The organism is Pseudomonas karstica (assembly GCF_009707515.1).
GTDB lineage: Bacteria > Pseudomonadota > Gammaproteobacteria > Pseudomonadales > Pseudomonadaceae > Aquipseudomonas > Aquipseudomonas karstica.
This window is the reverse complement of record NZ_WLYI01000018.1, coordinates 80,924-103,017: the sequence shown is the minus strand read 5'-3', so window position 1 is coordinate 103,017 and position 22,094 is coordinate 80,924. Positions and strand designations below refer to the sequence as shown.

Below are 22,094 nucleotides of genomic sequence, written 5' to 3'. Positions count from 1 at the left end.
CTAAATTGCCATCATTGCTACCAGGTCCGCATGCATGCGTATAGACGGTTTTTCATCCCAGCCCTATCCTCTCAAGCGTAAGCCGCGCAAGGCCAGCGTGACGGTAGACGAGTCCGTCGAGGATTCGCCAGACTTTATTGGAACCCAGTCCGACGCGCCAACAGGCTCTGCTGTCTCCACGCGTTCCCAAAGTGCTGGTGGTGCGGGTATAGGTGCGGTTCCTGCCCGTCAGCAAGACATGGTATTCCCGCGCGCCATGAGTAAAAACGTTGCCAACGCCCTGGCCAGCTACCTGACCACCGCCGGCTTTGTCGAATGGGATATGGAAGTGCTGGGTCTCGATATCCACATCTGATGCAATTGCCTTACTACCTCGGTTGCCCGTCCTGGAGTGAAAACGCCTGGCGCGAGTACCTGTACCCGCAAAACGCCCGCTCCAGCGATTACCTTGCCCTCTATTCCCAGGTCTTCAACGCCGTTGAAGGCAACACGACGTTCTATGCCCGCCCTTCGGTGGCTACCGTGCAACGCTGGGCTGAGATCATGCCGGAGCACTTTCGTTTTACCGCCAAGTTTCCCGGCGATATCAGCCATGGCGGTGATTTGCGCGAGCAATTGCCGGCGGCGGAGAGTTTTCTAGGGCTGATGAGCCCTTTGGGGCCGCGAGTTTCACCGTTATGGCTGCAATTACCGGCCAGTTTTGCGCCACAGCGGCTGGCGGAACTGGCCGGGTTTATTGATGGGTTGGAGCGACCCTTGGCGGTAGAAGTACGGCACCCGGAATTTTTTGCCAAGGGCGATGCCGAGCGGATGCTCAACCGTTTGTTACGCGACCGTGGGGTCGAGCGCATTTGCCTGGATCCCCGTGCCTTGTTCAGTTGCACCTCCACCTCGGCGGCGGTGCTCCATGCCCAGTCGAAAAAGCCCAGGGTGCCACCCCGTCCGGCTGCATTGACGCAGTTTCCCCAGGTGCGATTCATCGGCCATCCGGAGCTGGAAGCCAACGACCCGTTCCTGGTGCCGTGGATCGAAAAGGTCGCCGTCTGGATCGAAGAAGGCCGCACGCCCTATGTGTTCCTGCACACCTCTGACAATCGCCTGGCGGCGCAATTGGCCCTGCGTTTCCATGAAAAACTGATGCTGCGTTTGCCTGGCATGCCCGCCTTGCCTGAGCTATACAGGGAACCTGCTGCGGAGCAACTGGGGTTGCTCTGAGGTGCCTTTCTACAAGGAGCGAGCAATGGACCCACAAAACCTTCGTGCCGAATCTTTCAAGGCCTTGCATGAGCGTGACCGCGCGTTCGTCATGCCTAATCCATGGGATGCAGGTTCTGCGATCATGCTCGCCAGTCTGGGCTTCGAAGCACTGGCCACCACCAGCGCGGGTTTTGCCTTCAGCCTCGGGCGTCCGGATGCCGAGGGTGCGCTGTCCCTGGAAGACACCCTGGGGAATGCCGGGATGATCGTCCAGGCGACCGCGTTACCGGTGGCCGCCGACCTGGAGAACGGTTTCAGCGATACGCCCCAAGGCTGTGCCGAGACTATCCTGCAGGCTGCAGCCACGGGCATTGTTGGCGGCTCGATCGAAGATGCCACTGGCATCGCTGTCGACCCGATCTATCCGTTCGAGCTGTCCGTTGAACGTATCGAGGCTGCAGTTGCCGCCGCTCGAAGCTTGCCATTTCCATTCATGCTGACAGCCCGTGCGGAAAACCTCCTGCATGGCAGGCTGGATTTGCCCGACACCATTCGCAGACTGCAGGCCTACGCCGAGGCCGGTGCTGACGTGTTGTATGCGCCGGGCTTGCGCAGTGCCGAAGAAGTGCTGGCGGTGGTACGAGCAGTGGCGCCAAAACCTGTGAATGTATTGATGTCCGGCGGCCTCAGACTCACGGTGGCGCAGTTGAGCGAGATGGGTGTCAAGCGCATCAGTGTTGGCTCGGCCATGGCCCTGGCGGCGTATGGCGAGTTTTTCAGGGCCGCACGGGAAGTTCATGACGTGGGCACCTTCACCTTTACCGAGCGCTCGATGCCATTCAGTCAAGCCAATCAACTGTTCAAAGGCTGAGCTGTGCGCTTTTTCAAAGTGCTGGGCGTGCTGTTGGTGTTAGGCAGTGGGCTGGTCGTAGCCGTGTGGCGCGGCTGGGTGCCGCTGCCCAATGTGTGGAACCCGTGGGCGCCGCTGGACGTGCGTGCGCCGCCGAACCTCTTGAGTCGTTTCAAACTGTGGCGTTTGCAGGACGATCCGGCGTTGTGCGATCAGGTCCTGAAAACCTCCGGCCTGCGGGTCAGCCATCAAGCGGACAGTCCCGCCGATGCGGCGTGCCCGCTGCGCAACACCTTGCGCGTCCAAGGCGGCGAGGTGGGCCTGAGCAGCAGCTTTCTCGCCAGTTGCCCGCTGGCCGTAGCCTTTGCCCTGTTCGAGCGTCATAGCCTGCAACCGGCGGCCCAGGCCGTATTTGGGCAGGCGGTGACGCGGGTGGATCATCTGGGCAGCTTTGCTTGTCGCAATATCTACAACCGTTCCAGCGGGCGGCTCAGCCAGCACGCCTCGGCCAACGCTCTGGATATTGCCGGGTTTCGCCTGGCGGACGGGCGCAGTATCAGCGTGCTCAAGGATTGGCCGGGAGACGGCGAGGGTGCACGTTTCCTGCGTCAGGTCCGCGACGGTGCCTGCAATGATTTCAACGTCGTGTTGAGCCCGGATTACAATGCCGCCCATCACAACCACTTTCACCTGGACATGGGCCGCTGGTGGGTATGTCGCTAAGGGTCAGGCGGCCAGGCGTAGATTGTTGAGGATCAATGGACGTGCCCATTGGCAGTCGTAATCCAATTGCTTCTGCTGCTGCGCCCATTCCTCTGGCGGGAACGGCTCGGCGGCAGGCGGCAGCAGGTCCAGTTCGAACTCGGCAATCGGCAGATGCAACGGCCGTGGTTGTGGTGCCGGGCCAGGTTCTGGCTGCGGTTGGCCGGCGGTCAGCACGAGCGGGCGAACCCAACGGCTATCGAAGCTCTGTTGGTGCTGCTGGGCGACGATTTCTTCTGGCGGGTACGCGGCGGCGGCGGGTGGCAGCAATTGCAGTTCAAATTCGGCGATTGGCAGGAACAGCGGTTCCGGCGGGGCGACTTCAGTGTCTTGTACATCACATTGGCGCTGGGTGACGATTTGCGTCAGCAGGTCGCTGCCGGCCCGGGGTTCTACCGAGGCATCCAGCGGTTCCGGCGTTTTGTTGGCGAGCGCTGCCGAATTTTCACCGAGTTGCTCAGCCAACGCCCGGGCGAAGAAGTCCTGCCACACATGACTGACGCCGGCCAGCGCTTGGGTATTGCGCAGGCCATAGTGGTTGTGGGTCGGCAGTACACCGATGGGATGGGAATGAATGTCTGACATTTCTCTCGGTCGACGCTCAGCTCTGGCAAAATGCCTGATCATTTTTTTATCGGCCGCTTTTTGCCGATCCTTAATATTTTTGAGCGTAGCGACAGATGAACGAACAACCAGCGGCCAGCCGCATTCGAGTCGAAGCCTTGGCCGAGGGCCTTCAAGCCCGGGCCCGGCAGTGGGCTGAACAACTCGGGCTGCCTTTGCAATTGGATGCGGCGGACTTTGCCCTGCAAGTCGGTGAACACGGCTTGCAACTGCAACAGCTGGGGCCTGATGCACCTGGGCCGGTGCGAGTGGACTTTGTCGAGGGTGGCGCTGCTCACCGGCGGTTATACGGTGGCGGCAGCGGACAGATGATTGCCAAGGCCGTGGGCATCGCCCAAGGCGTGCGTCCACGGGTTCTGGATGCCACGGCTGGCTTGGGCAAGGACGCGTTCGTGTTGGCAAGCCTTGGCTGTGAGATGAGCCTGATCGAGCGCCAGCCGTTGATTGGTGCCTTGCTGGAAGATGGCCTGGCCCGAGGCGCGGAAGATTTTGAAGTGGCGCCGATTGTCGCGCGCATGACCTTGCTCAAGGGCAATTCGATTGATGTCATGCGCAACTGGGAGGGTGAGCCGCCCCAGGTGATCTACCTGGACCCGATGTTTCCTCATCGTGAGAAAACCGCCCTGGTGAAGAAGGAAATGCGCCTGTTCCGGCCATTGGTAGGGGATGATCCGGATGCACCGGCGTTGCTCTCGGCCGCATTGGCCCTGGCCAGTCACCGAGTGGTGGTCAAGCGCCCGCGCAAGGCTCCGTGCATTGAAGGACCCAAGCCGAGCCACGCCCTGGATGGCAAGTCCAGTCGGTATGACATTTATCCTAAAAAAGCGCTCAAGAATTAAGCGGCAAGCGGCAAGCGGTGATCGTTCCCACGCTCTGCGTGGGAACGCCGCCTTAGACGCTCTGCGTCCAGCTGGCGACGCAAGGTTCCAACCCTGCGTAATGGTGACGCGGAGCGTCACGGGATGCGTTCCCACGCGGAGCGTGGGAACGATCACCCCTTGCCACTAACCGCTTGCCTCTGCCCTATACGCCCGCATAAACAACCCCACCACATCCTGCACATGCTCCTCGGCTGCTTCGGGGCTCAACTGACCGCCACAGCCATACAGCAACCGAAAATTCGCTGTGCCCTTGAGCAGGCAGAAAAAATGCTCGGCGGCGGTCAGCGGCTTGTCGATGCTCAGGGCGCCGCGTTGGTCAATCTTGGCCAGCAAGCGTTCCATGCCCTGCAACATCCGCTGGGGGCCTGCCTCAAAAAAGATCTGTGACAGCTTTGGGTCCTGGCTGCCGGACGTCATCATCAAACGGTGCAAATTCACCGACTCATCGCTGTTGATCAGCACATGAAAGCCACGAGCAATGTTCAGCAGCACCTTTTCCACGGGCATACCTTCCGGCAGTTCGAAATACATCACCGGCAACTGTTCCTCGCACTTGGCGATCACTGCCGCAGAGAACAGCGTTTCCTTATCGGTAAAGTGGCTGTAGACGGTCAATTTCGATACGCCGGCTTCCACCGCCACGGCATCCATGCTGGTGTTGGCGTAGCCATTGCTCAAGAACAGGTTTTTCGCGGCCTCAAGGACGGCATGGCGTTTTGCCATGTCTTTGGGGCGCCCGGGACTATTAGTGTTTATGAGATTGTCGGACATTTTCACTTTAATACTGGACTGGTGAGTTTGGTATTAATAACATACCGGCCAGTATAATTATTCCTAGCTTCATTAGCGAAAGGTCCTTCAGCATGCGCAGCTTTGTCCTGCCCCTCGCGTTGCCTGTCAGCTTGGCATTCCTGTTAGCTGCGTGTGGCCAGGAAGAGGCCGTGCAAATCACTGTCCGCCCGGCCATGGTGGTTAAGCCAGAGCCCTCGGCACTGGCTTCAGACAGCTACCCAGGGGAGGTTCGCGCCCGCTATGAGCCCGACCTGGCCTTTCGTATTGGTGGCAAAGTCAGCCGACGGCTGGTGGAGGAGGGCGAGCGGGTCAAGGCCAATCAACCTCTGGCAGAACTTGACCCCCAGGACGTGCGCCTGCAACTGGAAGCCACTCGGGCCCAGGTCGCTGCCGCCGAGGCCAATCTGAGCCTGGTGCGCGTCGAGCGTGATCGCTACAAGACCTTGATGGACCGTCAGATGGTCAGCCGCTCTCAGTACGACAATTCCGAAAATATGTACCGCGCAGGTGTTGCTCGCCTCAAGCAGATCAAGGCTGAGTTCAGCGTGGCCAACAATCAGGCCGGTTATGCCGTGTTGCGAGCGCCTCAGGACGGGGTGGTCGCCAGGCGTGTTGTGGAAGTGGGTCAGGTGGTGTCTGCCGGCCAGACCGTGTTCACCCTGGCCACCGATGGCGAGCGCGAAGTGCTGATCAGCCTGCCGGAACAGAACTTTGGCCGCTTCAAGATTGGCCAGCCCGTATCCGTCGAGTTGTGGAGTCAGCCGGACCAGCGTTTCGAGGGGCGCATTCGCGAACTGTCGCCCGCGGCGGATCCAAAGTCCCGGACTTTCGCAGCCCGTGTGGCCTTCACCGGCGGCAAAGTCCCGGCGGAGTTGGGGCAGAGCGCCCGAGTATTCATACAAACCGACGGCATCATTCCTTTGTCGGTACCGCTGTCAGCCCTCAGTGCAGAGAACGGTGCCCCCTACGTCTGGCGAGTACAACCTGACAACACCCTCAAGCGGGTACCTGTACGCATCGGAGCTTTTGGCGAGAACAGCGTGCCGGTGCTGGAAGGCCTGAATCCCACCGATTGGGTGATTGCTGCCGGCGTTCATGTGCTCCATGAGGGCCAGCAAGTGCGCCCGGTGGATCGCTCCAATCAGGTGGTGAACCTGGCGGCCAAGGAGTAGTCCCCGATGGGTTTCAATCTTTCCGAATGGGCGTTGCGTAATCGCCAGATTGTACTGTTTCTGATGATCCTGCTGGCGGTGGTCGGCACGTTGTCCTACACCAAGCTGGGGCAAAGCGAAGATCCGCCGTTCACCTTCAAGGCCATGGTCATCAAGACCAACTGGCCGGGCGCTACTGCCCAGGAAGTTTCGCGCCAGGTCACCGAACGCATTGAAAAGAAACTGATGGAGACCGGTGACTACGAGCGCATCGTTTCCTTCTCGCGGCCCGGTGAATCCCAGGTCACCTTCATGGCCCGGGACTCCATGCATTCGGCGCAGATTCCCGACCTCTGGTATCAGGTACGCAAGAAGATCAGCGACATTCGTCAAACCTTGCCGCCGGATATTCAGGGGCCGTTCTTCAACGATGAGTTCGGTACCACCTTCGGTAATATCTACGCCCTGACCGGTGATGGCTTCGACTATGCCGTGCTCAAGGACTACGCCGATCGCGTCCAGATTCAGCTGCAACGAGTGGCGGACGTGGGCAAGGTCGAGTTGCTGGGATTGCAGGACGAGAAGATCTGGATCGAGCTGTCGAACCTCAAGCTGGCCACCCTCGGCTTGCCCTTGGCTGCCGTGCAACAGGCTTTGCAAGAGCAGAACGCCGTGTCCACCGCCGGTTTCTTTGAAACCCCCAGCGAGCGCGTGCAACTGCGGGTATCCGGCAATTTCAAGACCGTGGAAGATATCCGCAATTTCCCGATTCGTGTCGGGGATCGCACCTTCCGCATCGGCGATGTGGCCGAGATTCACCGAGGTTTCAACGACCCACCGGCCCCGCGCATGCGTTATATGGGCGACGATGCTATCGGCCTGGCAGTGGCCATGCGCGACGGCGGCGATATTCTGGTGTTGGGCAAGGCCCTTGAGAACGAATTCGCACGTGTGCAGAAGAACCTTCCGGCCGGCATGGAGCTGCGCAAGGTGTCCGACCAGCCGGCGGCGGTGAAAACCAGCGTCGCAGAATTCGTCCAGGTCCTGGCAGAGGCCTTGGCCATCGTGCTGCTGGTGAGTTTCTTCTCGCTGGGCGTGCGCACCGGGATGGTTGTCGCGCTGGCGATTCCGTTGGTCCTGGCGATGACCTTCGCCAGCATGTATTACCTGGGGATCGGCCTGCACAAGATTTCCCTCGGCGCCTTGGTATTGGCCTTGGGCTTGCTGGTGGATGACGCCATCATTGCCGTGGAAATGATGGCGATCAAAATGGAGCAGGGTTACGACCGGCTCAAGGCTGCCAGCTTCGCCTGGACCAGCACCGCGTTTCCGATGCTCACCGGTACCTTGATTACCGCAGCCGGCTTCCTGCCGATTGCCACTGCGCAGTCGAGTACCGGCGAATATACCCGTTCGATCTTTCAGGTGGTGACCATTGCGCTGCTGGCCTCCTGGGTCGCCGCCGTGGTGTTCGTGCCGTACCTGGGGGAAAAATTCCTGCCAGACCTAGCGAAGATTCATGCGGCCAAACATGGCGCCGACGGCCCGGATCCCTATGGCACCCCTTTCTATCAAAGGGTAAGGCGCTTGGTGGAGTGGTGCGTGCGACGCCGCAAGACGGTGATCGTGCTGACCTTGCTACTGTTTATCGGTTCGGTGGGGTTGTTCCGCTTTGTGCCCCAGCAGTTCTTTCCGGCCTCTGGGCGCCTGGAACTGATGGTCGACCTGAAACTGGCCGAAGGCGCCTCCTTGAGCAACACCGCCGACCAGGTCAAACGCTTGGAAGGCCTGCTCCAGAAACATGCCGGGATCGAAAATTATGTGGCCTATGTCGGCAGTGGTTCGCCGCGTTTCTACTTACCTCTGGACCAGCAGTTGCCGGCGGCGAGCTTTGCCCAGTTTGTGGTCCTGGCCAAGACCATCGAGGAGCGCGAAAGCTTGCGCACCTGGCTGATCGTAACCCTCAACGAACAATTTCCAGACCTGCGCTCACGGGTCACCCGTCTTGAGAACGGCCCACCTGTAGGCTACCCGGTGCAGTTCCGGGTCACCGGCGAGCACATTGAAGAAGTCCGGGCGCTGGCGCGGAAAGTGGCGGCCAAGGTTCGCGAAAATACCCATGTGGCCAATGTTCACCTGGATTGGGAAGAGCCCAGCAAGATCGTTTATCTCAATGTCGACCAGGACCGTGCGCGTGCCTTGGGCGTCAGCACCGCCAACTTGTCGAAGTTCCTCCAGAGCTCCCTCACCGGCTCCAGTGTCAGCCAGTACCGCGAAGACAACGAGTTGATCGAAATCCTCCTGCGCGGCACCGCGCATGAGCGTACGGAGCTGTCGTTGCTGCCTAGCCTGGCGGTTCCGACCGAGAACGGCGCAAGCGTTGCGCTGTCGCAGATCGCGACCCTGGAATACGGCTTTGAAGAAGGCATCATCTGGCACCGTAACCGCCTGCCGACTGTCACCATTCGCGCTGATATCTATGGCAAGGAACAACCGGCGACCTTGATCCAGCAGATACTGCCGACCCTGGAAGGCGTGCGTGCCGAGCTGCCTGACGGTTACCTGCTGGAAGTCGGTGGCACGGTAGAGGACTCCGCCCGCGGGCAGAACTCGGTCAAGGCCGGAGTGCCGCTGTTTATCGTGGTGGTGCTGACTTTGCTGATGCTGCAGTTGCGCAGTTTCTCGCGGACGGTCATGGTTTTTCTCACCGCGCCGTTGGGCCTGATCGGGGTGACGCTATTCCTGCTGGTGTTCCGCCAGCCCTTTGGTTTTGTCGCCATGTTGGGGACCATCGCCTTGTCGGGCATGATCATGCGCAATTCAGTGATTCTGGTGGATCAAATCGAGCAGGACATCAAGGCTGGGCTTGCGCCTTGGCAGGCAATTATCGAAGCGACGGTACGCCGATTCCGCCCCATCGTGCTGACCGCTCTGGCAGCGGTATTGGCGATGATCCCGCTGTCTCGCAGTGTGTTCTTCGGGCCAATGGCGGTGGCGATCATGGGTGGGCTGATTGTGGCGACTGCGTTGACGCTGCTGTTCTTGCCAGCGTTGTATGCGGCGTGGTTCAGGGTGAGGAAGGATATTGTGTAAGCCTTTGAGTAACGGTCTGAGTAGTGACTTGCCTGATAGGCGGTTTTCTTGAAGGCCTTATAAAGTGCCGAACGCCTTGTTTGGAAAGTTGAGAGGGAACCTTTTTTTCGTCTGTACCACATAAGGTTACCTGATAGGCAGGTGCTTTATTCTGTCGGTTTGATCGGAAGAGTAAGGATTCCCGGAAACTCATAGAGGTGGATATAAGGTGATGTTACAAGCATTGGGCAATTTCTATATGGGATTTGGCAAACTGTTAGGTGGTGGTTCCAACCAACAGCACTGCCAGCAAAATAAACCTGGCGACTCTGCGCGCCTGCGTGAGCTTGAAACAAAAATGCAGTCTCTTACATCTGCATCCGTTAACTACGGTCATCCGCAGCCGCAAAACAATATTATGATTAATAACAGCAACACCAACACCCTCGTCAGTCGCTGAATGCCTTGATTGGGAACGTGCTTGTTTTCATGTTCAGCAAATGCAAACGCCCCGAAGCTATCGGGGCGTTTGCATTTTGACGGTAAATCCCAGCCTCTGGGTTATAACGTCCCGAACACTTTCTTGGCCAGGCTGGTAGCTGCTGCTGCCGGATCCTTGCGAATAGTCTCTTCCTGCTGGGCGATCATCTTGAACAACCCGTCCAGTGCCTGCTCGGTCACGTAGTTTTCGATGCTGGCGCTCTTGTCGCCCAGCAAGCCCATGGGCGCTTTTTTGGCGAGGGCGTTGTACTGCTGGGCCACGCCGACCTTGTCGGTGGACTGCTTGACGATTGGCAGGAACTTGGCGCGGATCTGATCGCGGCTGCTCTTGTCCAGATACTGGGTCGCCGAATCCTGGCCACCGCTGAGAATGCCCTTGGCATCGCTCACGCTCATCTTTTTCACGGCATCCACCAGAATCGGCTGGGCCTGAACAACGGCGGATTCAGCGGCCGTGTTCATGCTGGTTTCCAGTTGCGTGAGCTGGTCGCCCATGCCGAGCATTTTCAGCGCACCGGCGGCTTTATCCAATTTGCCCGGCAAGCCGATTTTTACCTCGGGGTTATTGCTGAAACCACCCGGTACGCCCAGTTGCTTGACGGCAATCTGCGCACCCTGGGTCAAGGCATCCTTGAGGCCGCCCGTGGCGTCGCCCTGAGAGAGATCACCCAGGGACAAGGCCATGGCATTGGCGCCGAGCAGCAGGCCGGCGCATAGGGCAGTAAGGCGAAGAGGGTTACGGAGCATGGAGGCTTCCTTATATTCGATTGAGTCTGGCGTTAAATCAGTGTGCGACGGCATCGACGCGCAGGCGCAACGGCTGTGGATCCTGGCCATTGAGCTGCACTGAATGCCGTTCGGTGGTGATAAACAGTAGCTTGCCATCCAGCTCGATGCGAGCGCTGACCGAATAACTGTGGCCGGGTTTGACCTGGGCCGGGTCGTAGCTCAAGTGAAACGGCAGCGGCACCTGGCCTTTGACCGGGCCTTTCTGCTCGGCCAGCGTTACGGCTGGAGCATCCATCAGCGACACGTCTTGCAGGCTGACACTCAAGGTCGCGGACGGCGGCAGCGCGATACGTTGCAGGTAGAACACTTCGCCGTCGAGGCTGGCTGTGGTAGTGGGGTTCATGGTTTGGCAAGCTCCCAGCAAGGCGGTCAGGCCCAGGAGGATGATTTTTTTCATGGTGAAACTCCTTGTCAACGGCGCCAGAAATATCCTGGCGCCAGGGTAAATCTAGCGGGTTTCTTCAGTGGCTACCGCCTTATCTGCCACCTCTTCATTACGATGCAAGGCTACCTGGCGAATCGACAGGCGAATCTCTGCCGACAGCACCCGTTTGGCGGCACCTTCAGCCAGTTCGCCGAGCAGGTCGTGGTAACTCAATTTGCCGGCTTCATCGCGGCGCAGCACATCTTGCTCCAGCAGCGTCTGGATAAAATGTCGGAAAAGGCTCTTGTCGAAAAACTCCGGGGCATTCAGGCCATGCAGGATCGACAAGCGCTGGGCCATGACCGTGCACAAGTCTTCCAGCTCTTCGGCACTGATGCTGTTCTGGCCGCTGTTGAGCAGGAGCGAGATGGCCATGTAGAAGCGTTGCAGGGTCTGGGCGATGCTTTTGGACAGCAGGGTCAGCAACACAAAGTTGCGTGAACTCGGCGCCGGGCGCAGGTAGATGTTGTTTTCAAAGCGCAGCAGTCCTTGCTCGACGAGGGCTTCGAGCCACTGATCGACCACGGCGTCCAACTCATCCAGGGACCAGCGGATAAACAACTCCGATTGCAGGTACGGATAGAGCGCCCGGGTGTAGCGCAGGATCTGTTCGCGGCTCATGCGCGAGCTGCTCTGGAAGAAACTGGCCAGCAGCGCGGGCAGGGCGAAGATATGCAGTACGTTGTTGCGGTAGTAGGTCATCAGGACGGCATTTTGCTCGTCCAGGTACAGAATCTTGCCCAAGGCGTCGCTCTGTTCCGACAACAGGTGCATGTCCTTGACGTATTTGATCAGCGCCTGGCCATCGCCCTCGGGCAGGGTGGTATGCGGCGAGTAGGGCACCTTGCGCAGCAGCGCCAGGTACAAATCCAGCACCCGCGCCATGGACTGGTCGTCCAGGGCCAGGCGGCTGGTGGACAGCAACGCCAGGGCCACCAGGTTGACCGGATTGATTGCCGCGGCTTCATTGAGATGCTGGGCCACGCGCTCACCGAGACGGTTGGTGGTTTCATTCAGCCAGGCCGGCTTGAAGTTCGGGCCCAACTCCTGGGTGCGCCAGTCCGGTTGTTCCTGATCGAGGAACTCTGCCAGCTTGATCGGTTCGCCGAAATTGACCGCGACCTGGCCGAAGCGCTGCTTCAAGGCGCCAATGACCTTGAAGATGTCAAAAATCGACTCTTTCTTTTTACTCGCGCCGCGAAGCTCGCCAAGGTAGGTGCGGCCCTCCAGCACGCGTTCATAACCGATATACACCGGCACAAATACAATCGGCATGCGCGAAGAGCGCAGGAAACTGCGCAGGGTAATCGCCAGCATCCCGGTTTTCGGTTGCAGCATGCGCCCGGTGCGCGAGCGCCCGCCCTCGACGAAGTACTCCACCGGGAAGCCTTTGGTGAACAGTGTATGCAGGTATTCGTTGAACACCGAGGTGTACAGCGGGTTGCCCTTGAACGTGCGACGCATGAAAAATGCCCCGCCACGGCGCAGCAGGCTGCCGATCACCGGCATGTTGAGGTTGATCCCGGCGGCGACGTGCGGTGGGGTCAGGCCGTTTTTGAACAGCAAGTAGGACAGCAACAGGTAGTCGATATGACTGCGGTGGCAGGGTACATAGATCACCTCGTAACCCTGGGCGACCTTTTGCACACCTTCGATGTTGTTGACCTTGATGCCGTCGTAGATCTTGTTCCAGAACCAGCTCAGCACCACTTCCAGGAAGCGGATCGCGGTGTAGGTGTAGTCCGAAGCGATTTCGTTGCCGTAGCGCAGGGCTTGGGCCTTGGCTTTTTCCGGGGTGATGTTTTCCCGTTCGGCTTCGTCGAGGATCGCCTGGCGTACCAGCGGCATATTGACCAGGCCCTTCACCAGATTGCGCCGGTGGGACAAGTCGGGGCCGATCACGGCGGTCTTCAGGTTGCGAAAGTGTACCCGCAGGATGCGTTGGGCCATGCGCACGGTGCGTTCGTGGCCTTTATTGTGCTCGATCAATTCACGCAGGTTGATGGGCGCGGAGAATTGCACCCGGGTCTTGCGCCCCAGGATCAGGATGCCCAGCAGTCGGCGCAGGCGGCCGGTGACGGCCCAGCTATCGGCGAACAGCAGCTTCCAGGGGCTCGATTCGCTGGCTGGCGACTGGCCCCAGAACACGCTGACCGGAATGATTTGTGCATTCTCTTCGGCGTGTTCGGTCAAGGTGTTGACCAGTCGCGTCAGGGTCGGCGGCGCGCCGCGCTTGTCTTGGCGGCCAAGCCAGTCCGGGGCCGGCGTGAGGTAGAAGAATGCCGCAGGCTCCAACAGCGGGCCAACCGACACCGGCAGCACCGGGCGCGGCAGGCCGGCCTTGGTGCACTCGGTATCGACGACGGCCAACTCTGTGAGCGAGGGCGATTGCAGCACGTAAAACACCGGCCGGCTGAGGTCCAGGTTGAGGGTAAGAGACGACTGGTTGATCGTCTCCGAGCGAACCCAGAGGTACAACAGTCGGCGCAAGGTGCCAAACACCAGGCGGCGGAACGGGGAGCGGGTCATAGGCGTGCTGCTTTGAGTGAGGAAAACCGAGCAGTTGCTCGGGCCGCTAGTGTGCCGTATTCATCGAAAATCGGCAAAAAGCGCCGAAGTAAACTGGAGTTGAAGGTTTTTGAGCCTGTCATATACTCGGCAGTTCAATTGCACTGACTCAACAATAAAATGCAAGTGGGAGTAAACAGATGACAACGCGCGAGACCGGTAATGTGAAGTGGTTCAATGATGCCAAAGGCTATGGCTTTATTCAGCGTGAAGACGGCAAGGATGTGTTTGTCCACTACCGCGCTATTCGTGGTGAAGGGCACCGCTCGCTGGCCGAAGGGCAGCAGGTGGAATACGCCGTGGTGAGCGGCGAGAAGGGCTTGCAGGCTGAGGACGTGGTGGGGCTGTAAAGACAGCGGCAAGCTGCCAGCGCTTTGGTTGTTCCCACGCTCCGCGTGGGAACGCCTCTCTGGACGCTCCGCGTCCGCTTTGAATCGTGACGCGGAGCGTCACAGGCTGCATTCCCTCGCAGAGCGTGGGAGCGTCTTCATCTGGCAGCTTGAACCTGCCGCTGCTCTTATGCCGTCTTCCAGGTGATCTGTTCTTCACCGTCTTCGCTGATACGAATCCAGGTGTCAGCGCTGTCTTCACCTTCTTCCTCGACCCAGCTTCCCGGCGCGCAGCGCACTTCGACGTTCAATGCGCTGAAGGCTGCACGAGCGCAAGCGATGTCGTCTTCCCATGGGGTCTGGTCGCTTTCCAGGTACAGGCTGTTCCATTTGCCCACAGCCTTGGGCAGCCAGGTGACAGGTACGTTACCGGCCTTGCACTTGTAGGTCTGGCCCTTCTGCACCCAGTCGGTGCAAGGCCCCAGCGCGGCGCCTAGCCAGGCGGCGATGGCCTTGTAGTCGACGTCGGTGTCCTTGAGGTAAATCTCGATATCAGGTTGGCGCATGGATGTTCCTCGTTGCGGGATTTTGAAAATCCATTCGCGGATTCAGGGTGGGCTGTAGCGCCCGGAAGTCGGTTATTGAAGCACGAAATAATCGTAGCGCATCGACACCGTGACCAGCAGCGGTTCGGCGTGTTCGATGACCTGGGCCCGGCGCTCGGCGCTGGCGCGCCAGCCATGGGGCGTCATGGCCAGCAGGTTGGCGCGGTCTTTGGGGTCGGCCAGGCTGAGTCTGAACTCCAGGGTTTCGCTGTGTTGCAGGCTCATGCCTTCCGGCACCAGGGCCAGGTGCTTGTCATCAGTGTATTCACGCACTTCGTCGTAGAGGCGCTCGCGCAGTTCCATCAGGTGGCCGCGGGTCGGTCCGACCTTCATCAGGCCGCCACCGGGGCTGAGCAGGCGCTTGGCCTCCAGCCAGTCCAGCGGGCTGAACACGCTGGCGAGAAACTGGCAACTGGCATCGGCCAGCGGCACACGGGCCATGCTGGCGATCAACCAGGTCAGCGTAGGATTGCGTTTGCAGGCGCGCTTGACCGCTTCCTTGGAGATATCCAGGGCATAGCCATCGGCGCGCAACAGGGCGTCGGCGATTTGCGCGGTGTAGTAACCCTCGCCGCAACCGATGTCCAGCCAGCGCTGGGGTTTGCGCTGCGCGGCCAACTCGGCCAGGCGCCTGGCCACCGGTGCGTAATGCCCGGCGTTGAGAAAGTCGCGACGGGCTTCAACCATCGCCAGGTTGTCGCCCGGGTCGCGGCTGTTCTTGTGCTGCACCGGCAACAGGTTCAGGTAGCCCTGGCGCGCCCGGTCGAAACGATGGCCCGCCGGGCAGGCCACGCCGTTGTCCATGTCGTTCAACGGCGCGCTGCAAATGGGACAGGCGAGCATCAGGCGAGCAACTTGATCAGGGTCTGGTAGTAGATTTCGGTCAGCACATCGAGGTCGCTGGCGAGGATGCGCTCGTTGACCTGATGGATCGTCGCATTGACCGGACCCAATTCCACCACCTGTGTGCCGAGGGTCGCAATGAAGCGCCCATCGGAGGTGCCGCCGCTGGTGGAAGCCTTGGTTTCGCGACCGGTGACCGCCTTGATGCTGAGGGAGACAGCATCCAGCAGCGCGCCCGGCTCGGTGAGGAACGGCAGGCCCGACAGCGCCCATTCCACATGCCAGTCCAGGCCATGTTTGTCGAAAATCGCTGCGACCCGCTGCTGCAGGCCTTCGACGGTGGACTCGGTAGAGAAGCGGAAGTTGAACACTGCCGTCAGGTCACCGGGGATCACATTGGTGGCGCCGGTGCCGGAATTGAGGTTGGAAATCTGGAAGCTGGTGGGCGGGAAGAACGTGTTGCCATCATCCCAGTGCTCGGCAGCCAATTCGGCCAGGGCCGGTGCCACCAGATGGATCGGGTTCTTCGCCAGGTGCGGGTAGGCCACGTGGCCTTGCACGCCGCGCACGGTCAGGGTGGCACCGAGGGAGCCACGACGGCCGTTTTTCACCACGTCACCCACCAGGGTGGTGCTCGACGGCTCGCCGACGATGCACCAGTCCAGACGCTCCTTGCGCGCCGCCAGGCGCTCGATCACGGCTTTGGTGCCATGGTGTGCCGGGCCTTCTTCGTCGCTGGTGATCAGGAACGCCACCGAACCCTTGTGGTCCGGATAGTCCTTCACGAAGCGCTCCGAGGCCACCAGCATCGCAGCCAGGCTGCCTTTCATGTCCGCCGCGCCACGGCCGCAAAGCATGCCGTTTTCATCGATCAGTGCGTCGAACGGATCGTTCTGCCAAGCCTGCACCGGGCCGGTGGGCACCACGTCGGTGTGGCCGGCGAAGCACAGTACTGGGCCTTCGTGCTTGCCGTGAGTGGCCCAGAAGTTGTCCACATCCTCGATGCGCATTGGCTCGAGGTGGAAGCCGGCGTCGCCTAATCGCTGCATCATCAGCTTCTGGCAATCGGCGTCGACCGGGGTCACCGACGGGCGACGGATCAGGTCGATGGCGAGTTGGAGGGTCGGCGAAAGGTCGGCATGGGCCGTCATGGGGGAACTCCGAAAATCGAGGCGGCGACGTTCAAATTGTAGGAGCGAGTTTACTCGCGAAAAACGCAAGGGCACCGCGTACTTCCAGGATGCGCGCGATACCGTTAACGATTTTCGCGAGCAAGCTCGCTCCTACAGTCATGTGCAAGGCGCACAAAAGGGCCGTTATCTTATAGCAAAACGGCGACCAGAGGCCGCCGTTTAGTGCATTGCACAGGTTTTTACGCTGCTGTGGCAGGCACAGGCTTCGCAGCAGGTTTAGGCAGCGACGACAGAAATGCCATGATCAACGCGGCCACATACGGCAGTGACTGCACCAGCAACATGACCACCCAGAAACGCATGTCATTGCTCGGCAGGCCTTGCACCAGGTAAATCCCCAAAGCAGCGCCCCACAGCAGCAGCATGATGAACATCTCTTCCCTGGCTTCGGAAATGGCTACCCAGAAACCGTGGTTATCGGCGTTTTTTGGCGTGCGAAAGAACGGAATACTGGTGGTGAAGAAGCCATACAGCACCGCCTTGGCGATGGTGTGGGACAACGCCAGGCCGGCCAGGGCCGCGCAGAACGCATCCTTGAGGTTCACGCCAACGGCGCGGCGGTAGAGGAAGATAATCTTGCCGACCTTGAAGAAAAATAGCGCCAGCGGCGGGATCGCAAAGATCAGCAGCGGCGGGTCAACCCGCGTTGGCACGATAATCATCGCCGCCGACCACAGCAGCGCACCCACGGTGAAGAAGATGTTCATGCCATCCGCCACCCAGGGCAGCCAGCCCGCCAGGAAGTGATAACGCTGGCCACGGGTCAGTTCGGTGCCCTTGCCACGCAGCAGGCTGGCGGTATGGCGCTTGATGATCTGAATCGCCCCGTAGGCCCAGCGGAAACGCTGTTTCTTGAAGTCGATAAAGGTATCGGGCATCAGGCCCTTGCCGTAGCTGTCATGGTAATACGCCGCCGACAGGCCTTTTTCGAAGACTCGCAGGCCCAGCTCGGCATCCTCGCAGATGCACCAGTCGGCCCAGCCCAGCTCTTCAAGCACCGAGCGGCGGGTCATGGTCATGGTGCCGTGTTGGATGATCGCATCACGGTCGTTGCGGGTAACCATGCCGATATGGAAGAAGCCCTTGTATTCGGCGTAGCACAGCTTCTTGAAGGTACTTTCGTTCTGGTCGCGATAATCCTGGGGTGATTGCACCACGGCGATTTTCGGGTCGGCGAAGTGCGGCACCATGTGTTTGAGCCAGTTCGGTGAGACGCAGTAGTCCGAGTCGATCACCGCGATCACTTCGGCATCCTTGGCGGTGTGTGGGATCAAATAGTTCAACGCACCGCCCTTGAAACCCGCCAGGGGTGCAACATGGAAGAACTTGAAGCGCTCGCCCAAGGTGGCGCAGTAGTCGCGCACCGGCTCCCAGACGGCGGGATCCTTGGTGTTGTTGTCGATGATCAGGACTTCATAATCCGGATAGTCAAGCGCGGCCAGGGCGTCGAGGGTCTGTTTGACCATCTCCGGCGGTTCGTTGTAGCAGGGCACGTGGATCGAGACTTTCGGGCGGTAGTGCGAATTACCTTCAACGGGCAGGAATTCACGACGGCGTTTGTGAGTCCAGACCGCTTCCGCCAGTTCGTGAGCCTCGGTCAGCAGCACGATAAACACTCCGAGGGCGCCGAGCGCGAGCAGGAACCCCACTGTCAGGCTGAACCAGGTGCTGTATTGCTGGCTGTAGTCGTAGCCGATCCAGACCAGTACCGAACCACAAAGGAACGCGGTAAAGGTCAGGAAGGTTCGGCCACGTTGGCGCAAGGCCGAGCCGTCGATCATCAGCAGGGTCAGCGACAGTAGCGCCAGGACCACCGAGCCGACGGCCAGCACTCGCCATTGCGGAATCGCGACAACCGGGCCTTCAAAGTTGAATTTTTGCTGGCGCGCGGCGTTGAACACGCCCCAATAGGCGCCTACCGAACCTTCGTCGCTGGCTTTCCAGGGCTGGTCGAAGGCTTCGATCACAAAATAGTTGTAGCCCTGGCGGTTCAGTTTGTTCACCAGCGTGCGCAGGTAAATCGCCTGGTCTGCGGGGGAAGCATCCGCTCCGCCGCGCATTCGGCCATTGCTTGGCCAGCCAACTTCGGACAGTAACAGCGGCTTTTTCGGGAAGGTCTTCTTCAGGTCCCGGGCGCGGTCGAGGACAAACTGCCCGGCCTTATCCACAGGGATATGTTCCCAGTACGGCAGAATGTGCGCGGCGATCAGGTCCACATGCTTGGCCAGTTGCGGGTTATGTTCCCAGATGTGCCATTGCTCGGAGGTGGTCACTGGCACCTTGACGGCGGCGCGCACGCGATCAAGCAGGACAATCAGCGCTTCGGGAGTGATTTCTTCGCGGAACAAGGCTTCGTTGCCCACCACCACCCGCACCACACTCCGGGAACTGTTGGCGATTTCGATGGCGCGCTCGATCTCGCGCTCGTTGCGCTCAAGGTCCGGGCTGATCCATATCCCCAAGGTCACCCGCAGGCCGAGTTCTTCCGCCAGCTTGGGGATATCCCCCAGAGGGCCGTCGACCGAGTAGGTACGGATGCTGTCCGTCAACTTGCTCATGATCTCAAGGTCCCGATGCATCTGCTCGTCGGTCGGGTACTGGTCTTTCTGTGGGTACTGGCCTTGCTGGAACGGCGAGTAGGAAAATCCGGAGATCTGTTCAGGCCAGTTGGGGGCAGTGACCGGACGATTGACCAGCGCCCAGAAGCCGGTGAACAGCGCGGCAATTGCCAGCACTACCACCAGGTTGAGTCCAAATTTACGCGATGACATAGCTATTTCGGGTTCCAAAGGGTGTGGAACGAAAAGAGGTATCGGCCTGCGCCGAACGGCGCGCATCCTACACTGGCCTTTCACTGACCGTACAGCAAGCCGAGAAAAACCGGACATTAGTCTGCGAAAGCCCTGCTTAGTTCTTTACTTGTAGCTTGAAGCTTCGAACTTGTCGCTGCGAAGCCCTATAATGCGCGCCGGTTTTTGGGGTAATGGTCATGAGTACAGAAGATCCACGGTTTGCTGGCGTCGCCCGCTTGTATGGCATTGATGGCCTGGAACGCTTGAAGGCGGCCCATGTGGCGATCGTCGGTGTCGGCGGTGTTGGCTCCTGGGCGGCGGAAGCCATCGCCCGTTGTGGTGTGGGCGAGATCTCGCTGTTCGACCTGGACGATGTCTGCGTCAGCAACAGCAACCGCCAACTGCACGCGCTGGACAGCACCGTGGGCAAGGCCAAGGTGGCGGTGATGGCCGAGCGTTTGCGCGGGATCAATCCGGACTGCAACGTGCATGCGGTGGCGGACTTTGTCACCCGCGAGACCATGGCCGAGTACATCACCCCCGACATTGATTGCGTGATCGACTGCATCGACAGCGTCAACGCCAAGGCGGCGCTGATTGCCTGGTGCAAGCGGCGCAAGATCCAGATCATCACCACCGGCGGTGCGGGTGGGCAGATTGATCCGACGCTGATTCAGGTCTGCGACTTGAACCGCACCTTCAACGATCCGTTGGCATCGAAAGTGCGCTCCACCTTACGCCGTGACTATGGCTTTTCCCGCACCGTGACCCGGCATTACAGCGTGCCCTGTGTGTTTTCCACGGAGCAACTGCGCTATCCAAAGCCGGACGGCAGCATCTGTTTGCAGAAGAGTTTTGTGGGCGACGGCGTCAAGCTGGACTGCGCCGGTGGGTTTGGCGCGGTGATGATGGTCACCGCGACCTTTGGCATGGTGGCGGCGACCAAAGCGGTGGACAAGATCGTGGCGGGGGCGCGCAGGCCTTCGGAGCGGGTCAAGTCCACCTGAGTGATCGTTCCCACACAGGTAGGAACGATCAACGATCATGGGGCGCGGCTTAATTCCCGCATGCGCTGCAATACTGCATTCAGGCCGTTGCTGCGCGACGGTGACAATTGCCGCGACAGCCCCAGCCGTTCAAACCAGCCAGGCAAGTCGACGGCTTGCAACTCGGCTGTCGACAGCCCATTGACCCGCGCCAGCAGCAACGCCACCAGCCCACGAATCAACCGTGCCTCGCTGTTGGCGGCAAATTGCCAATGCCCGTTTTGCAAGTGTCCCACCAGCCACACCAGGCTTTCACAGCCCTGCACCAGATTGGCGTCGACCTTGTCCGCGTCAGGCAGCACAGGCAACCGCTCACCCCATTGCATCAACAGCCGCGCCCGTTGCTCCCAACTGCCGACGGCTTGAAAAGCCTCCAGCGCGGCAACTGCCTCCGTGGGCAAGCTCATCGCAGCAGGCCCAATGCCTGATCCAGCGCTTCAAAGAACCGTTCCAGATCATCGGAATCGTTGTACAACGCCAGGGACACGCGGATCGCTCCGGGCAGTTGCATGTGTTTAAGTAATGGCATCGCACAATGATGCCCGGCGCGTACGGAAATGCCTTGTTCGGTCAGCAGGTGGGCAAGGTCGGCGTTATGCACGCCGTCTACCACGAAGCTGGCCAGCGCTACTTGAGGTGAACCCAACAGGCGCACGCCGTTGCGTGCCTGCAAGCCCCGCAACAGATAATCGTGCAGCGCGGCTTCGTGGCTCATTACCGCCTGTTGGTCCAGCGAACTCAGGTAATCCAGGGTTGCCCCTAGGCCAATCACCCCGGCAATCGGCGGTGTTCCCGCTTCAAAGCCCAGGGGCGCCGGACGAAAGCTGGCGCTGTGATAATCAGCCTGTTGCACCATTTCGCCACCAAACTGCCAGTGGCGCAGGTGGTGCAAGGTTTCGGTACGGCCGTAAAGTACGCCGACGCCGTCCGGGCCGTAGAGCTTATGGCTGGAAAATACATAGAAGTCGCAGCCCATGGCTTGTACGTCGTGGCGGCCGTGGACAATGCCCTGGGCGCCATCGACCACGGTCAACGCATCGTGGGCCTTGGCCATCGCCAGCAAAGGTGTCACCGGCTGCCAGACACCGAGCACGTTGGACAGCTGGCTCACCGCCAGCAGTCGAGTACGCGGGCCTATCAGTCGGGTGGCGGCCTCAAGGTCGATAGAACCGTCGGGGTCGAGTGGCAATACCACCAACTCGAGCTCGCGGCGTTTGGCCAACTGCTGCCAGGGCAGCAGATTAGCGTGATGCTCCAGGGCGCTGATGACAATCTCATCGCCCGGGTTGAAAAGGTGCTCGAGGCCGTAGGCCAGGAGGTTCAGCGCCGAAGTTGCGCCGTGGGTGAAGATGATCTGCCCGTCGTCGCCAGCATTGAGCCACTGCGCCACCTTAATGCGGCTGTTCTCAAACGCCTGGGTCGCGTGGGCGCCGGGCAAATGCTGGGCGCGGTGCACATTGGCTGCGCCGTTGGCGTAGTAATGGCTGATGGCGTCCAACAAGGCTTGAGGTTTTTGCGTGGTGGCGGCGTTGTCCAGATAGGTCTGGTCTTGCCGTTGCAGGGTGGCGATGGCCGGAAAGTCGGCGCGCCAGGGAGAGGGCACAAGCATGGTGTTCAAGACTCGTTTGAGTGGGTCGCGTGTTGAGGCGCGGCCCACTCCGGTGGCATCGAGTTG

21 protein-coding genes are annotated in these 22,094 nt (G+C 60.0%); 10 read left to right on the top strand and 11 right to left on the bottom strand.

Features of this window, described 5'->3' with window-relative positions; all coding sequences use genetic code 11:
• The first annotated feature begins 34 nt into the window (after positions 1–34).
• The 4 genes from GIR22_RS14610 to GIR22_RS14595 are packed head-to-tail and all read left to right on the top strand — an operon-like array spanning position 35 to position 2,770.
• Entirely contained in the window at positions 35–355 is a 321-nt protein-coding gene (locus GIR22_RS14610; protein ID WP_154744016.1) for a hypothetical protein, read from the top strand.
• Positions 355–1,215, top strand: coding sequence for a DUF72 domain-containing protein (locus GIR22_RS14605; protein ID WP_154744015.1), 861 nt, complete (start codon positions 355–357; stop codon positions 1,213–1,215). The genes GIR22_RS14610 and GIR22_RS14605 overlap by 1 nt, the downstream gene beginning before the upstream one ends.
• Positions 1,216–1,240: 25 nt before the next feature.
• Positions 1,241–2,068 (top strand): isocitrate lyase/PEP mutase family protein, encoded by an 828-nt coding sequence (locus GIR22_RS14600; protein WP_154744014.1) that lies wholly within the window; start codon positions 1,241–1,243, stop codon positions 2,066–2,068.
• Between the two features lie 3 nt (positions 2,069–2,071).
• Positions 2,072–2,770 carry an extensin family protein gene (locus GIR22_RS14595; protein WP_178122257.1) on the top strand — a complete coding sequence of 233 codons (699 nt, stop codon included), beginning with the start codon at positions 2,072–2,074 and terminating at the stop codon, positions 2,768–2,770.
• A gap of 3 nt (positions 2,771–2,773) precedes the next feature.
• Here GIR22_RS14595 and GIR22_RS14590 read toward each other — a convergent pair whose 3' ends face one another.
• Positions 2,774–3,394, bottom strand: a complete 621-nt coding sequence (locus GIR22_RS14590) for an energy transducer TonB (protein WP_154744013.1) — start codon at positions 3,392–3,394, stop codon at positions 2,774–2,776.
• 95 nt (positions 3,395–3,489) lie between these two features.
• Between GIR22_RS14590 and GIR22_RS14585 the strand changes: the two genes are divergently transcribed.
• The gene (locus tag GIR22_RS14585; protein ID WP_154744012.1) at positions 3,490–4,272 is read left to right on the top strand and encodes a class I SAM-dependent methyltransferase; all 783 of its coding nucleotides are present in this window, start codon (positions 3,490–3,492) and stop codon (positions 4,270–4,272) included.
• A 165-nt stretch (positions 4,273–4,437) separates the two neighbouring features.
• On the opposite strand, the gene GIR22_RS14580 is transcribed toward GIR22_RS14585, so the two are convergent.
• A complete protein-coding gene (locus GIR22_RS14580; RefSeq protein WP_154744011.1) occupies positions 4,438–5,085 on the bottom strand; it encodes a TetR/AcrR family transcriptional regulator in 648 nt (215 codons plus the stop codon).
• 92 nt (positions 5,086–5,177) lie between these two features.
• Between GIR22_RS14580 and GIR22_RS14575 the strand changes: the two genes are divergently transcribed.
• The 3 genes from GIR22_RS14575 to GIR22_RS14565 all read left to right on the top strand — a co-directional run bounded on the left by GIR22_RS14575 (position 5,178) and on the right by GIR22_RS14565 (position 9,789).
• Positions 5,178–6,278, top strand: coding sequence for an efflux RND transporter periplasmic adaptor subunit (locus tag GIR22_RS14575; RefSeq protein WP_154744010.1), 1,101 nt, complete (start codon positions 5,178–5,180; stop codon positions 6,276–6,278).
• Between the two features lie 6 nt (positions 6,279–6,284).
• Entirely contained in the window at positions 6,285–9,350 is a 3,066-nt protein-coding gene (locus GIR22_RS14570) for an efflux RND transporter permease subunit (RefSeq protein WP_154744009.1), read from the top strand.
• Between the two features lie 211 nt (positions 9,351–9,561).
• Positions 9,562–9,789, top strand: coding sequence for a type III secretion protein (locus tag GIR22_RS14565; RefSeq protein WP_154744008.1), 228 nt, complete (start codon positions 9,562–9,564; stop codon positions 9,787–9,789).
• Positions 9,790–9,890: 101 nt separating this feature from the next.
• Here GIR22_RS14565 and GIR22_RS14560 read toward each other — a convergent pair whose 3' ends face one another.
• The 3 genes from GIR22_RS14560 to plsB are packed head-to-tail and all read right to left on the bottom strand — an operon-like array spanning position 9,891 to position 13,572.
• Complete coding sequence (locus GIR22_RS14560) at positions 9,891–10,577, bottom strand: DUF4197 domain-containing protein (RefSeq protein WP_154744007.1); 687 nt, start codon at positions 10,575–10,577, stop codon at positions 9,891–9,893.
• A 37-nt stretch (positions 10,578–10,614) separates the two neighbouring features.
• A complete protein-coding gene (locus GIR22_RS14555; RefSeq protein WP_154744006.1) occupies positions 10,615–11,016 on the bottom strand; it encodes a YbaY family lipoprotein in 402 nt (133 codons plus the stop codon).
• Between the two features lie 51 nt (positions 11,017–11,067).
• Positions 11,068–13,572: a glycerol-3-phosphate 1-O-acyltransferase PlsB gene (plsB, locus tag GIR22_RS14550; protein WP_154744005.1), complete on the bottom strand. Its 2,505-nt coding sequence runs from the start codon at positions 13,570–13,572 to the stop codon at positions 11,068–11,070.
• 179 nt (positions 13,573–13,751) lie between these two features.
• Here plsB and GIR22_RS14545 point away from each other — a divergent pair, with 179 nt between their 5' ends.
• The gene (locus tag GIR22_RS14545) at positions 13,752–13,961 is read left to right on the top strand and encodes a cold-shock protein (protein WP_017844724.1); all 210 of its coding nucleotides are present in this window, start codon (positions 13,752–13,754) and stop codon (positions 13,959–13,961) included.
• Positions 13,962–14,128: 167 nt separating this feature from the next.
• Here GIR22_RS14545 and GIR22_RS14540 read toward each other — a convergent pair whose 3' ends face one another.
• The 4 genes from GIR22_RS14540 to GIR22_RS14525 all read right to left on the bottom strand — a co-directional run bounded on the left by GIR22_RS14540 (position 14,129) and on the right by GIR22_RS14525 (position 19,352).
• A complete protein-coding gene (locus GIR22_RS14540) occupies positions 14,129–14,506 on the bottom strand; it encodes a hypothetical protein (RefSeq protein ID WP_154744004.1) in 378 nt (125 codons plus the stop codon).
• 72 nt (positions 14,507–14,578) lie between these two features.
• Complete coding sequence (locus GIR22_RS14535) at positions 14,579–15,388, bottom strand: putative RNA methyltransferase (RefSeq protein ID WP_154744003.1); 810 nt, start codon at positions 15,386–15,388, stop codon at positions 14,579–14,581.
• Positions 15,388–16,539, bottom strand: coding sequence for a succinyl-diaminopimelate desuccinylase (gene dapE / locus GIR22_RS14530; RefSeq protein ID WP_154744002.1), 1,152 nt, complete (start codon positions 16,537–16,539; stop codon positions 15,388–15,390). Before dapE ends, GIR22_RS14535 begins: the two co-directional genes overlap by 1 nt.
• A 221-nt stretch (positions 16,540–16,760) precedes the next feature.
• Positions 16,761–19,352, bottom strand: coding sequence for a glycosyltransferase (locus tag GIR22_RS14525; protein WP_154744001.1), 2,592 nt, complete (start codon positions 19,350–19,352; stop codon positions 16,761–16,763).
• Between the two features lie 218 nt (positions 19,353–19,570).
• Between GIR22_RS14525 and tcdA the strand changes: the two genes are divergently transcribed.
• Positions 19,571–20,380, top strand: a complete 810-nt coding sequence (gene tcdA, locus GIR22_RS14520) for a tRNA cyclic N6-threonylcarbamoyladenosine(37) synthase TcdA (RefSeq protein WP_178122255.1) — start codon at positions 19,571–19,573, stop codon at positions 20,378–20,380.
• 35 nt (positions 20,381–20,415) lie between these two features.
• Here the strand turns inward: tcdA and GIR22_RS14515 are convergent, their stop codons facing one another.
• Both GIR22_RS14515 and GIR22_RS14510 read right to left on the bottom strand, forming a co-directional pair.
• Complete coding sequence (locus GIR22_RS14515; RefSeq protein ID WP_154743999.1) at positions 20,416–20,826, bottom strand: SufE family protein; 411 nt, start codon at positions 20,824–20,826, stop codon at positions 20,416–20,418.
• Complete coding sequence (locus GIR22_RS14510; RefSeq protein WP_154743998.1) at positions 20,823–22,028, bottom strand: aminotransferase class V-fold PLP-dependent enzyme; 1,206 nt, start codon at positions 22,026–22,028, stop codon at positions 20,823–20,825. Before GIR22_RS14510 ends, GIR22_RS14515 begins: the two co-directional genes overlap by 4 nt.
• Positions 22,029–22,094: the final 66 nt, after the last annotated feature.